The organism is Secundilactobacillus pentosiphilus (assembly GCF_002217985.1).
Lineage (GTDB): Bacteria > Bacillota > Bacilli > Lactobacillales > Lactobacillaceae > Secundilactobacillus > Secundilactobacillus pentosiphilus.
Genome location: NZ_BCMI01000018.1, coordinates 50,395 through 63,866 on the forward strand (window position 1 = coordinate 50,395; position 13,472 = coordinate 63,866).

Here is a 13,472-nt window from a genome sequence, read left to right on the forward strand (position 1 = left end):
TAACGTTCATTTTTGGCCAGCCAAACGGCTTTCTTCATTATATGGTTTACGAGAACCGTAATTTGTGATGTAATAGTACAGTTAGGCAAAGAAATACCCAACGTTATTCTTAAAATCGATTTAAGCTTCACTAAAAATGAACACAACTTAAAATAATGGACCTATAATGCAGAAAGATTTTACTGAGGTGAGGGAAACTAATGGCATCAAACAATTTCGATCCAAATCAAAATAATCGGCCAAGGCGGCGCAGTGATTATTCACATTTTAAAAGTAGGAAAAAGCATCGTGGCTTGCTCTGGAGCATCCTAATCGTCGTACTGATTTTGCTCACTGGCGGAATTGCATATGGCTATCACGCTTATAACCAAGCCAAAAAGACTTTTGATAATACTTTTCAAGCGGGACAAACCAATAAACTTAGGAATGTCGACGATGTTATCAAGCAAGGCAGACCTTTCTCCATTCTTTTAATGGGAACCGACACCGGCGCGCTCGGACGAAATGACGTTGGCCGGACTGACACTTTAATTGTCGCTACGATTAATCCCAAAAAAGAAACGGCTTATTTAACCAGTATCCCTCGTGATACACGTGTTCAAGTCAAAGGTGATTCACAGCCTTACGAAAAGATCAATGCCGCTTATACCATCGGCGGACCGGCAGCATCGGTTTCAACCGTTGAAAACTTGCTGGACGTTCCGATTGACTTCTATGCGATTGTTAACATGGGCGGATTGGAAAAAATGGTTAACGCGGTTGGCGGCGTTGACGTCGTTCCACCGATGACTTTCCACTACGGCAATGCTAACGTCGTTAAGGGTCAAAAGATCCACTTAAACGGTAAGGAAGCACTGGATTATTCAAGAATGCGTGAAGAAGATCCGTTAGGTGATTACGGCCGTCAGAAACGCCAGCGACAAGTCCTTCAAAAACTGGTTGTTAAGGGCGTGGGGATCACGTCGATTCCGCGTTATAAACAAATTTTGACTTCTTTAAACGGTAATATGAAAACGGATATGACGTTTAACGATATGTTGGCTATTCGAACGAAGTACGGCAATGCCAGCCACCACATTAAGTCACAGACACTGCAGGGCCAAGATGCCATGATCAATGGTGTTTCCTACCAGGTCGCACCACTTTCAGAATTACAAAAAGTATCCAATCACATTCGTCGCACTCTTGAGTTAAGTGATTCAACCAAGTTAACGGCAAATTCAACGGGAACTGGTGATGACGGCAATTACGCGTCATCGAATAACGCTTCTGGTTATTAATTTAATAGTGACAAAAGGAGCTTAGCATTTTAACCTGTGCTAAGCTCCTTTTGTCACTATTTCTTAATTCAGCTGAATCTTAAAAAGTTAATTGGTCTAAAAATGGTTTGATATCCTTGGGCTTATCAGTTGGCTTTTCTTGAATAACGACTTTCAAATTGGCAACGTCAGTTAAGTAACTTAGCGCTTTCGCCTCGCTCTTATCTACTGCCACACCATCCGTCAGCATCTTCATGCCATCTTGAAAAGCCAGTATGCCCAAATTAATGCCAACTTTCTGCAAATCAACACCGCCCTTAACCAGCTTTGCCATATCCTTTACGGTTTCAGTCAACAGCAACGGTTTATAAGCATCAAATTCAGGATCCTGATAGACTGCTAACATCTTTTTAATCGTAAGCACATTGGCTTCAATACCCCGGGGTGCCGACTGTAAAATCAAGGTTTGCCGCAAATGATCCTGCGCCACCCGATTCGACACAACTAAAATTCGATTAGGCATGGTCGCCTTGACCCACTCCCTAGCGACCTGACTAGGTAATAAACGGCTGCCAATACGTGCTAACTGAATATCCATTGTCATAACGGTTAATCCCCTTCGTGACGCGGCTTTGGTTCAAAGTGCCTGATACCCTTTCGTCCGCTGCTTTCTAAATGGGCAACTACCTTATCCAGCGGCTGATCACGAATGGTAAATGTATCCATCAAAATTGGCAAGTTAACTCCCGAAAGCAACGCCATTTGATCAGAGTGCCGACTCACAATTTGACTGGCAACAGCAAACGGCGAACCACCCCATAAATCAACTAAAAATAGGACTGAATCCGTTGACTCAAATTTACTTAGCACGGTTTGATACTTGGTCATCAAATCATCTGACGTTTCCTGTTCTCTAAAAGTTACCGTCGCAACATTGGCTTGCTTCCCAAAAATCATCGTTGCTGACTGCAAAAGACCCTTAGCTAAATCGCCGTGGCTAGCAATCACAATGGCAATCATGGCATTGCCTCCCATCATTCGACAAACTTAATTTATAGTCTTTACGACCGCTTTCATTCGTTATTATCATAGCACATTGGGTCAGCGCATGCTTTTAATTAAGGACGGCTAACGCGTCATAGCTAGGAGATCTTCAGGCGTTGTCAACACAACATCGGCGTCCGCAAGTTTTTTAGACGGTTTAGTTTGCCAAACGACCAAACCAAATTTTACCCCGGCTGCGTGCGCTGCTTGGAGATCATACTGGGTATCACCGATGTAAATGGTTTCTTTAGGATCTGCGTTCAGCCGATCAATTGCAACCAAAATCGGATCTGGGGCAGGCTTGCCACGTTTAGCATCCTCAAAGAAAACAAATTGACTAAAATACTTATCTAGTCCCAATGGCGTCACATCACGTTTAAACTCATATTTTTGCTTCGAAGTCATGATAGCTAACTGAGTTCCCGGCTGCTTGCTGAGATTTGAAAGCATTTCTTCGATACCATCATAAACGTGAGTTAAATGTTGAAATTCGGGAATAGTCTGTGCCCATTCATTTAGAATCGGCGAAATAAGGTCTGCGGGCACTTTTAGCCGCTTAAGCGCATCCAGGCTAGTAATTCCAAACGTTGCGGCTAACTCACTGTACGGGTGCTTAATTTGGTGCTGACGAAGGACCTTATCCAAGGCTTTCATATACATTGCTTCAGTATCAAGTAACGTCCCATCCACATCAAAAATAAAATTTTTCATTAATCATAACCTCCGAAAAAGATTCAATAAAAAAACTCGGCATGCTCAACCAAAAACTGGTTAAACATTCCGAGTTAGGTATGCGGCCAAGAGGACTCGAACCTCCACCGGGAAAACCCCGACAAGATCCTTAATCTTGCGCGTCTGCCAGTTCCGCCATGGCCGCATCAACAAGAAACAATATACCAGAATTATTACTTGTTTTCAATAGTTATTTGTAAAATATTCAGATTTACTCTGCATTTACCGTTGCACCTTGCCGGTCAAGATCAAAGATCCGCAAGCTCCCCTTGACGTCCATATCCATTAATTTCTGACGTAAAACGATCAGTTGCGGCTCAGTACCAAAGGTGCTGACCGTTGTCCCGGCACCGCTTAAATAAGTACCATAAATGCCAAATTGATGGGCTGTTTCCCGAATCATCGGCAGTTCAGGAGCTAATTTTGCGCGGGCAGCTTCGTGGAATTGATCGCGTTCCATCAGGTGACTGGCTAATTCCCAGTTTTGAGTGGCCAAAGCAGCTACCATCACGTTGGCAACGCTGCTGCCAAAAACGGCCTGCTTTTGTGACAGGTTATCAGGTAACAGCTGCCGGCTTTCAGAAGCCAATACCGGCTCGTTTTTAATAAAGGCCAGCATCTTTAGATTCTCTGGCATGTTCAGCTTAATGGTCGTAGCATCTTTCCCATCGAAGCTCGCGACGACAACATCGCCCAATAAAGCAGCGGCAACGTTATCCGGACGCCCCTTAATTTTAGCCGCCGCTGAGATTTGATCAGCTACTGACAGATCCATTTCACCCAGTTCATTCGCAATTTTAACACCAGCAACGATCGCCGTAGCCGAACTTCCCAGACCACGGGATACCGGTATGTCTGACATCACGGTAAGCTGGTGCGGTTGCAGCTTAGAGTTGACCGCTAAAGCTGACTGTACGATCAGATTTTGTTCGTCATTGGGCACGTCCGGACCTAACGCGTGGTTTACCCGCCACTTTTCCGTTTTTTCTTCAACGATAACCGTGAGGTATAAATGCAATGCAACGCCGATAGAATCAAATCCCGGCCCTAAATTAGCAGATGTCGCTGGTACGCGAATAACAATTTTACCCATATATTAGTCCTCCAATACTGAACTGTGACTGCCATCGAAACAATCCCAGTTTTCATTAACCATTATCAAGTACATCAATTTAAATTTCAATCCTGCCGCAATCATTCAACCACTTTTACTGAATCACGCTGTTTTGAAAAATCAGTCTGCCATGGCATTTGCCACAGACAAACTTTTGCGTATTGATCCGCCGTCTGCGACGATAAACCTGCCCGCATTTTTCACAGCGATAAACGAGGTACTTAACGGGTTTTGCCTGCTCGGGCTGCCGCGGTGCGTACCTTAACCCGCCAACGGCTCGCAACAATTGCTTGAAAGCCCTTGTTTGGTGCTGACCGGACTGACCGGCCAAGTGCAGGTGATAATGCACCAGTTCGTGCTTGATCACGCCCTCCAGCGTAGCTTCGCCAAACACGGACAGCATCCGCGGATTGATATCAATATGATGATCCTGCAGGTAATAACGGCCACCGGTAGTTCTCAAGCGACCGTTAAAAACGGCTTTATGCCGGAACGGTTTCCCAAATGACTGACGTGAAATGCGTTCAACCAGCTGCTGCAATTCTTGATCAGTCATTTGGCGCCACCATCGTGAGCTGAATCCGGTGCCGCTGCTCGTCAACTTCAAGGACCCACACGGTAACGATGTCCCCGACTGACGCCACGGCAGCCGGGCTGCTGACGTAAGCTTTAGACAAGTGGGAAATATGAACTAAGCCATCTTGTTTGACACCAATATCGACAAAGATCCCAAAATCCACCACGTTTCTAACGGTGCCCTGTAACTTCATGCCCGGCTTTAAATCACTGATCTGCAAAACGTCAGTCCGCAAAATAGGCGCAGGCATATCATCACGGCGGTCACGTCCAGGCCGCTGAAGGCTTTTAAGGATGTCTTGGAGCGTGGCTGACCCGACGTCTAACCGGTGGCTTAAATCCTTTACAGCAACGTTTTCAAGTGCACTGGCAACCGCTGTTGTTCCCACTTGATTTAAGTTCAAATTCAAAGAGGCTAATATCCGTTTAGCCACCGGATAGCTTTCGGGATGAATGTCCGTGTTGTCCAGCACGTTTTTACCGTTAACGATTCGTAGGAACCCAACGGATTGTTCGTAGGCTTTAGGCCCCAATCGCGGGACTTTTTTTAATTCCGGCCGGCTGGTAAAACTCCCATTTTCCTCCCGGTAAGCCACGATGTTGATTGCCGTCTGCTTGGTCAGTCCAGAAATGCGTGCCAATAGTTCGACGCTGGCACGATTCAAATCCACGCCAACCTGATTGACAGCCGTTTCAACCACCCGATCAAGCTGCTCATCCAGGCTGCTTTCAGGAACGTCATGCTGATATTGACCGACCCCCACCGACTTAGGATCGATTTTGACCAATTCAGCCAACGGATCCTGCAGCCTGCGTCCAATGCTGACTGCTGAACGTTCTTCAACGTTAAAATCGGGAAATTCAGTACGTGCCACTGCACTGGCAGAGTATACGGAGGCTCCGGCTTCATTGACGATCGTGTACCTAACATCCCGCTTTGTCTGTTTAATCGCTTCTGCAACGAACTGTTCGGATTCACGACTTGCCGTACCGTTACCAATGGCAATCATATCGACCTGATAGTGATTAAGCAAGTCGATGAATTCAGGCATGGCCTGTTTCCGCTTGGCAGCTGATGCCGGCTTATGCGGGTAAATCACCTGCTTAGCTAAAAACTTACCATTTCCATCCATAATCGCCAGTTTACAGCCCGTTCGATACGCCGGGTCGAACCCCATGACCACGTGATTTTTTAAGGGCGCTTGCATCAGCAGGTGATAAAGATTATTACCGAAGACCTGAATCGCATGGTCCTGAGCAGTTTCCGTTAACGACCGCCTCAGTTCACGCTCGATCGCCGGACCAATGAAACGTTTGTAGGCATCCTGATAGGCTGCCCCAACGATTGCAACTGCCGGTCCCTTTCGACGGCCAATCAACTGAAACTTCAGATATTGCTCAATTGCTGGTTCATCAACGGTGATTTTAACGGTCAGCACCCCGGCTTTTTCACCGCGGTTCATGGCTAACGTCTGATAAGGGCTTAGCTTCTTTAAAGCCGATTGAAAATCGTAGTAGATCTGATAAACCTGATCGGCATCTTGCTCCTGGCCATTACGTTTTAACTGACTGGTTAAAACACCGTTGCGCTGCGTGTAGCGACGGATCCAGTCACGAAATTCCGCCCGTTCGCCAATTGCTTCAGCGAGGATCTCATGAACCCCTGCCAGTACGCTTTTTCGATCTGGCACCTTTTCATTGATGTATTTATCCGCCACCGTCTCAACGGGCTCGTGGTTAAACTGCAGTACCCACTGAGCAAGCGGAAACAGGCCGGCCTCTTTGGCAATGGTTGCTTTGGTTCGGCGCTTTTGCTTATAGGGCAGGTACAGATCTTCAACCTGCTGCATTTGTGTCGCCGCGTTGATTGCTGCTGACAGTTTCGCCGTTAATTTACCCTGCTCGGAAATTTGCTTCAGGACTTCTTGTTTGCGTTGCTGCAGCTTACTGATTCGGTTGGCTTCGTCCTGAATCTCACGAATCTCAACTTCATCAAGATTGCCAGTCATTTCTTTGCGGTACCGGGCAATAAACGGCACCGTATTATTGTCGTTTAATAAATCTAACGTCACGTCAATTTGGTGACTTTTATAGGCTGGAAGTGCCTGTTTAATGAGTTTTAACGTTTCCGTTTCCATTTTTCAACATCCTTACGTGTAGTCATTTCATTATACCATGGCGTCGCAAATCCAAGGTCCAAAAATAGAGCATGCAAACGTCTCAATAACGCATACATGCTCTATTTTTTAAACTGTTTTTACATTACCATTCCCATGATACGCTGCGCTGCGGAAGTGACCTTAGTCATCATGTTTTCTTGTTCGTGTTCAGAATCGTTAAACGCTTCAACATTAACCGTCTGGCCATCGGGATCAATCGCATCCACCATTGCCTGACAAGCCTGAGAATAGTTCCGGTAGGCCGCAACAAGTTGCTTGTGCTTTCCTAGAATACGCACGGGGACTGATGCCTGTTGCAGCCGATTCAAGTTCTCGGTGTAAGCATCCGTGCCCTTTTGGAAGGTCGCCTTGATCGCGGTCAACGACTCCGTCCCTAAATCAGCCACCTTATCATCATCAATTGCCTGACGTAGTTTTTCGAAATCCGTGTTCATTTCTGACCCGGTCTTTTCGGTATCTTCAATTACTTTACTTAAAGCCGGCAAGTAACTTGCCATTGTTTTTGGTTTCATAAAAATTCCTCCTATTTTTCAAACCGTCTTTGAACAAACTTAACGACTTCAACAATTGCAATCATCAAAATACCGGCACTGAAGACGATTCCCCATTGGAGTATATTAAGCTCCGTCAAATGGAAAATGGTATTAAAACCGGGTACAACAATTGTAACGGCTAATAGTAAGAACGCTGTCAAAATTGCCCAGTTAAGTGAACGGTTCTTAAAGAGCCCCACTTTAAAAATTGAGTCATGAATCGACTTGGAATTAAACGCGTGAAACAACTGAATCAAACCGAGGGTTGCAAACGCCATGGTCAACGCATCAGCGTGGGCCAATTGCCCACTAGCATGGACTGGAAACTGTAACGACAGTCCGTATACGCCTAACGTAATCAGGCCTTCTAGCAGCCCCTGATAAATGACGTTGCCGAATACACCACCGGAAAAGAAGTTCGAGGAACGTCCCCTTGGCTTGCGTTTCATGATGTTGGGTTCTGCCGGTTCCAACCCTAACGCAATGGCTGGAAAAGTATCCGTTACCAGGTTGATCCAGAGAATCTGCACAGGCGCCAAAATTTGCCAGCCTAATAGGGTCATGACAAACAGGGTCAACACTTCACCGATGTTAGCTGACAAGAGGTACTGCAAAGCTTTTTGAATGTTAGCAAAGACTTTTCGTCCCTCTTCTACCGCCACAACAATAGTGGAAAAGTTATCATCCGCCAAAACCATGTCACTGGCACCCTTGGAGACTTCTGTCCCGGTAATGCCCATACCAACTCCAATATCAGCAGCTTTCAAGGCCGGCGCATCGTTGACACCGTCACCCGTCATCGCCACTACTTTACCACGCTTTTGCCAAGCATTCACGATCCGCACCTTATGTTCAGGTGCTACTCGGGCATAAACTGAGTAGTGATCAACGCGTTGGTTAAATTCTTCATCACTGAGCTTATCGAGCTCCGCACCAGTAATCACCTGATCATCACCACTATTTTCGCCCATAATACCCAGTCGTTTAGCAATGGCCGTTGCGGTATCCCGGTGGTCCCCAGTGATCATGATTGGCCGAATACCCGCTTCATGAGCCTCAACAACCGCTTGAGCAACTTCCGGCCGCTCAGGATCGATCATAGCCACTAAGCCAGCAAAAATTAAGTGCTGTTCAGCCGTTTCGCTCGTTAATTCAGACGGAACTGAATCAACCTCCTTGTATGCAAACGCCAGCACTCGTAACGCTTGCGTCGCTAACTGATGATTGACCGCCATGATCTGCTGCTTATCAGCCGCCGTGATCTCACGAATTTTACCATCTATAAAGATGCGGTCAACCCGCTTTAATAACTGATCCGGCGCACCTTTAACGTACTGGGTAATACTCCCCGAAGAATCCGCATTAAAAGTTGACATTAATTTGCGTTCGGAATCAAACGGAATTTCGGCCACCCGTTCACTGTTGCTGATCGTTGCCGCCGCTGGTTCATCCCGGTCCAAATAATACTGTATCAACGCGGTTTCGGTCGGATCTCCAGCTAAGCCGTCGTCGGCAAATTTACTGTCATTATTCAACAGCATTGCCAAGGCTAACGGATCTGTCAGGTCAACTTCCTGTTGTTTGGCATCAACCAGTTGACCGTTCTCATAAATCTGCTCAACGGTCATTTTGTTTTGTGTCAGTGTCCCTGTTTTGTCAGAGGCAATAATATCCGTACTGCCGAGCGTTTCTACGGCCGGCAGCTTTCGAATCAGGGCATGCCGTTTCGCCATCCTCTGGGTGCCCAGCGCTAACGTAATCGTGACAATGGCCGGCAATCCTTCTGGAATAGCCGCTACGGCTAGGGAAATGGCTGTCAGCAGCATGTTGACCAAGGTTTCTTCACCACGAACCATGCCAATGACGAAGACTAAGGCAGCAATGGCTAAGATCAATGCAGTCAACCATTTACCTAACTGATTCAGGTTTTCCTGCAGCGGCGTCTTAGTTTCTGCGGTTTCTTCAATCATGCCAGCAATCTGGCCAACTTCAGTCTGCATACCGGTAGCCACAACGACACCAGTTCCCCGGCCAGTCGTAATATTAGCCGTCATGTAGACCAAATTCGCACGGTCACCTAGCGCTAAATCATCTTCAGCCAGCACATCACTGGTTTTGTTGACCGGCACCGATTCACCGGTTAAAGCAGCCTCCTCCACCTTCATCACGTTAGCAGTCACCAAACGAATATCAGCTGGCACAATGTCGCCTGCCTCTAAGTAGACGATATCCCCGGGTACCAGTTCATCACTTTTAACCGTAATGACCTGGCCATGCCGTTCAACGTGTGCAACTGGGGCTGCCATTTCACGCAGCGAATTAATGGCATCTTCAGCTTTTGATTCCTGGAAGACGCCAAAAACCGCGTTCAGAATAACCACGGCTAAAATAATCAAGGCATCCGCTACTTCACCGGTCAACCCGGCAATAATAGCGGCAACAATCAACACAATAATCATAAAATCTTTAAACTGAGCAACGAACTTTTGCATTAACGTCGTTTGACGCTTTTCAGTTAATTTATTTTCGCCGTATTTTTCTCGTCGCTCTTTGACAGTTGCCTCAGTGAGCCCCTGTTCTTGTGTCTCTAAGTGTGCGAACAATTCATCGGTTGTCTGCTGGTACCACGGTTTGTCTGCCATCTAAAATCCTCCTGTTAGTTATGAAACCCGTTGTTTTCGTTATAAGTCTCATCGATTAAGGCCTTCCCGGAGACGGTTGTCCCAAGTTGTCGGGTCGGCCACAGAAGATTCTGCCGATTACTCCCTCATCGTATCACGCAGTCTCACGAAGTTTACTTCCAAAAAGTATCAAACACGGTTACTGGTAAATGACGCTTGTGCTGGGTCTTTAAATACCAGCTTTCAATTGTTTCCGCAGCTTTATCCGATACGGTTTTACCTTCCAAATAGTCGTCGATGTCATCGTAACGAACGCCCAGGGCAACTTCATCAGGCAAAGCTGGCCGATCATCTTCTAGATCCGCCGTCGGTACCTTTGTATATAAATGTTGAGGGGCATGAAGCGTCTCAAGCAGCTGTTTTCCCTGCCGTTTATTTAAGCGCCAGATTGGCGTAATATCAGCGGCCCCATCACCAAACTTAGTGTAAAAACCAGTCACTGCTTCAGCAGCATGGTCAGTTCCCACAACTGCGCCCTGATTAGCGCCAGCAATTGTAAACTGCGCAATCATCCGCTGGCGGGCCTTAACGTTTCCCTTATTAAAATCAGAGATTTTTTCTTGATTGGCTTGAACTGCAGCAACAGTGGCATCCGTAGCTGGTTTAATATCCACACGGTCAACCTGGTCAGCCTGCATAAAATCAATTGCTGCCATCGCGTCGGATTCATCCGCCTGTTGCCCATATGGCAGGCGCACGGCAATGAATTGATAACCATCGTTGTTCGTTTCACTGCGGAGTTCTGTGACCGCCATTTCCGATAACTTACCAGCCAAGGTAGAATCCTGTCCGCCGGAAATCCCTAAAACCAACGTTTTTAAACCAGTTGTTTGCAGGTATGCTTTTAAAAAGTCCACGCTGCGCCGAATTTCAGCCTGCGGATCGATCTGCGGCTGAACCTTTAACGCTGAAATTATTTTTTGCTGTAATTCTCTCATGGCTTTATCCTCTTATTGATTATCAAAATCGATTTTTTGGACGTACTCGTGAACCTCTTTAATGAGATTCATCTTGTTGTCCCATAACTTCTGTGACAAATCAACCGGGTACTTTTGGGGGTTTAGATCCCGCTTGTATTCCGGCCAAAGGTTCTCTAACATCTGTGTGCAACGAGCCTTGATCTCAGCTAATTCCGGCTGCTGATAAACTAAGCGGCCCTTATCAAAAATCGGCTGTAAGATTGGCCGTGCGTCAAAATCGGTCACGGTCTTGTTGATATAAGTGTAACTCGGATGGAACATATACAGCTGATCTTGCTGTCGTGGATCTTCACTGGCAAGTGCAATATAGTCCCCTTCGGATTTCCCGTCCTCTTTTTTGGTAATTCGCCAAACTTGTTTTCGTCCGGGCGTTGAGACCTTTTCAGCGTTGTTTGACAACTTGATGGTATCTTCCATCTTGCCATCCCGCTCAATGGAAACCATTTTATAAACAGCGCCTAAGGCTGGTTGATCAAAGGCCGTAATCAGTTTCGTGCCAATTCCCCAGACGTCGATTTTAGCGCGTTGCATCTTCAATGACATGATGGTTTTTTCATCGAGATCATTTGATGCGTAAATTTTAGCATCCTGGTAACCGGCTTCATCTAACTGCTGGCGAACCCGCTTTGAGATGTAAGCCATGTCACCTGAATCAATTCGGACACCGAGAAAATTAATTTTATGACCCATTTCGTTGGCCACCCGAATGGCACTCGGTACACCGCTCTTTAGAGTGTCATAGGTATCAACCAGAAAAACACAGTCCTTATGAGTTTCCGCGTAAGCCCGGAAAGCATCGTAATCGTCGCCGTAGGTTTGTACCAATGAGTGGGCATGAGTCCCGCTGATCGGAATACCAAATATTTTACCGGCACGCACGTTTGACGTTGCATCAAACCCACCAATATAAGCAGCACGAGTGCCCCAAATGGCGGCATCAAATTCCTGTGCTCGCCGTGAACCAAATTCCATGATGCCATCTTTACCGGCCACGGAACGAATCCGGGCAGCCTTGGTAGCAATCAAGGTCTGATAGTTCACAATATTAAGGACCGCCGTTTCAATTAACTGGCAATCAGCCAGCGGGCCTTCGACTTGAAGTATTGGCTCGTTATTGTAAACGAGATCCCCCTCAGCGGCTGAACGAATCGTCCCCTGAAATTTAAAGTCACTCAAAAACTGAAGTAATTCGGGTGAATAATCTGTAACTTCTTTTAAATATTCAATATCTGTTTTGGTAAAGTGCAGGTTTTCGATATAATGAATAATATGTTCTAGTCCCGCAAAGACGGCAAACCCGTTTTTAAAGGGCATATCACGAAAATAAACTTCGAAGATGGCCCGCTTATTTTCAATACCCTGTTCAAAATAGGTTTGAATCATACTTAATTCATAGGCATCCGTATGCAACGCGATGCTATCGTCTGGATACTGCTTTGCCATGTTTGTTACTCCTTTGGTGGATTGATATTTCTGGTTATGAGAACTATTCTATCATTAATCCGAATTATCGTCAGTTAAACTAAAGCTTTTTAACTCATTTCAAGAATGGATGGTTATTATGTCTAAAGAATTTCCCTTAATCAATGTTTTAAACGTGCCGTTTATTAATACGACCCAAGCTGATTTTCTGACAGCAATTGAAGATCGAATTAATCAGCGTCAAAACACGTTTATTGTCACGGCTAACCCTGAAATCGTCATGTACGCCAGAAATCATCCTGACTACCAGCGCATTCTAGAAACCGCCGACTATATTACACCAGATGGTATCGGAATCCTTAAAGGTGCTGCCATTCTTGGTCAATCAATGACGGAACGGATCACTGGTTACGACACCATGCTGGCCTTGCTGCAGTGGGGCAACGCCCAGCAAAAATCAGTCTACTTAGTCGGTGCAAAGCCTGAGGTCATCGCCGACGTTAAAAGCGTTGTGGCTGAACGCTTCCCTAACCTTAACGTTGCGGGAATCCACGATGGTTATTTTGATGACTTTGCGCCCATTGCCAAAGATATTGCTCAAACTAAACCGGACATGGTATTTTTAGCGGTTGGTTTCCCCAAACAAGAACAGCTCATTGCTGATTACCGTCACCAAAACAACGGCCTGTGGATGGGCGTTGGCGGTAGCTTTGACGTGCTGAGCGGTCACACAAAAAGGGCGCCGAAGTTTTTCCAAAAGCACCGTTTGGAGTGGTTCTACCGTCTTATCACCGAACCAACCAGATTCAAACGGATGCTGGTTTTACCGCGTTACTTACGGACCGTTAAACAATCAGCGCGAAAGAACAAATAACACCGAGTATGAAAAGAGCCTAGAAATGCACTTGGCCCTGTCAAGTTGACAAATGAAATAATATAAAGTTTTGTGTA

Annotated in this window: 12 protein-coding genes and 1 tRNA gene; 2 read left to right on the plus strand and 11 right to left on the minus strand. The window is 46.1% G+C overall.

The genetic code is table 11. The annotated features are described in order from the left end of the window. Positions 1–200: 200 nt before the first annotated feature. The gene (locus CES81_RS09175; protein WP_089121506.1) at positions 201–1,280 is read left to right on the plus strand and encodes an LCP family glycopolymer transferase; all 1,080 of its coding nucleotides are present in this window, start codon (positions 201–203) and stop codon (positions 1,278–1,280) included. 79 nt (positions 1,281–1,359) lie between these two features. Here the strand turns inward: CES81_RS09175 and CES81_RS09180 are convergent, their stop codons facing one another. From CES81_RS09180 to CES81_RS09230, 11 genes are all read right to left on the minus strand, one after another. Further along, on the minus strand, positions 1,360–1,863 hold the full coding sequence (locus CES81_RS09180; protein ID WP_089121507.1) for a PTS sugar transporter subunit IIB: 504 nt from the start codon (positions 1,861–1,863) through the stop codon (positions 1,360–1,362). Between the two features lie 5 nt (positions 1,864–1,868). Beyond that, the gene (locus CES81_RS09185; protein WP_089121508.1) at positions 1,869–2,279 is read right to left on the minus strand and encodes a PTS sugar transporter subunit IIA; all 411 of its coding nucleotides are present in this window, start codon (positions 2,277–2,279) and stop codon (positions 1,869–1,871) included. Between the two features lie 108 nt (positions 2,280–2,387). Next, positions 2,388–3,014 carry an HAD family hydrolase gene (locus CES81_RS09190; RefSeq protein ID WP_089088250.1) on the minus strand — a complete coding sequence of 209 codons (627 nt, stop codon included), beginning with the start codon at positions 3,012–3,014 and terminating at the stop codon, positions 2,388–2,390. Between the two features lie 81 nt (positions 3,015–3,095). Continuing rightward, positions 3,096–3,180: transfer RNA gene (locus CES81_RS09195), tRNA-Leu, on the minus strand. 66 nt (positions 3,181–3,246) lie between these two features. Next, a complete protein-coding gene (thrB, locus tag CES81_RS09200) occupies positions 3,247–4,128 on the minus strand; it encodes a homoserine kinase (RefSeq protein WP_089121509.1) in 882 nt (293 codons plus the stop codon). A 115-nt stretch (positions 4,129–4,243) separates the two neighbouring features. Next, the gene (locus tag CES81_RS09205; protein ID WP_089121510.1) at positions 4,244–4,705 is read right to left on the minus strand and encodes a SprT family protein; all 462 of its coding nucleotides are present in this window, start codon (positions 4,703–4,705) and stop codon (positions 4,244–4,246) included. Then, positions 4,698–6,863: a Tex family protein gene (locus tag CES81_RS09210; RefSeq protein WP_089121511.1), complete on the minus strand. Its 2,166-nt coding sequence runs from the start codon at positions 6,861–6,863 to the stop codon at positions 4,698–4,700. The genes CES81_RS09205 and CES81_RS09210 overlap by 8 nt, the downstream gene beginning before the upstream one ends. 119 nt (positions 6,864–6,982) lie before the next feature. After that, positions 6,983–7,417, minus strand: a complete 435-nt coding sequence (locus tag CES81_RS09215) for a hypothetical protein (protein WP_089121512.1) — start codon at positions 7,415–7,417, stop codon at positions 6,983–6,985. 11 nt (positions 7,418–7,428) lie between these two features. Then, positions 7,429–10,080 (minus strand): cation-translocating P-type ATPase, encoded by a 2,652-nt coding sequence (locus tag CES81_RS09220; protein WP_089088255.1) that lies wholly within the window; start codon positions 10,078–10,080, stop codon positions 7,429–7,431. A gap of 152 nt (positions 10,081–10,232) precedes the next feature. After that, positions 10,233–11,057 carry an NAD(+) synthase gene (gene nadE, locus CES81_RS09225; protein ID WP_089121513.1) on the minus strand — a complete coding sequence of 275 codons (825 nt, stop codon included), beginning with the start codon at positions 11,055–11,057 and terminating at the stop codon, positions 10,233–10,235. Between the two features lie 12 nt (positions 11,058–11,069). Beyond that, on the minus strand, positions 11,070–12,542 hold the full coding sequence (locus CES81_RS09230) for a nicotinate phosphoribosyltransferase (RefSeq protein WP_089121514.1): 1,473 nt from the start codon (positions 12,540–12,542) through the stop codon (positions 11,070–11,072). Between the two features lie 118 nt (positions 12,543–12,660). Here CES81_RS09230 and CES81_RS09235 point away from each other — a divergent pair, with 118 nt between their 5' ends. Continuing rightward, on the plus strand, positions 12,661–13,395 hold the full coding sequence (locus CES81_RS09235; RefSeq protein WP_089121515.1) for a WecB/TagA/CpsF family glycosyltransferase: 735 nt from the start codon (positions 12,661–12,663) through the stop codon (positions 13,393–13,395). The last annotated feature ends 77 nt before the right edge of the window (positions 13,396–13,472 follow it).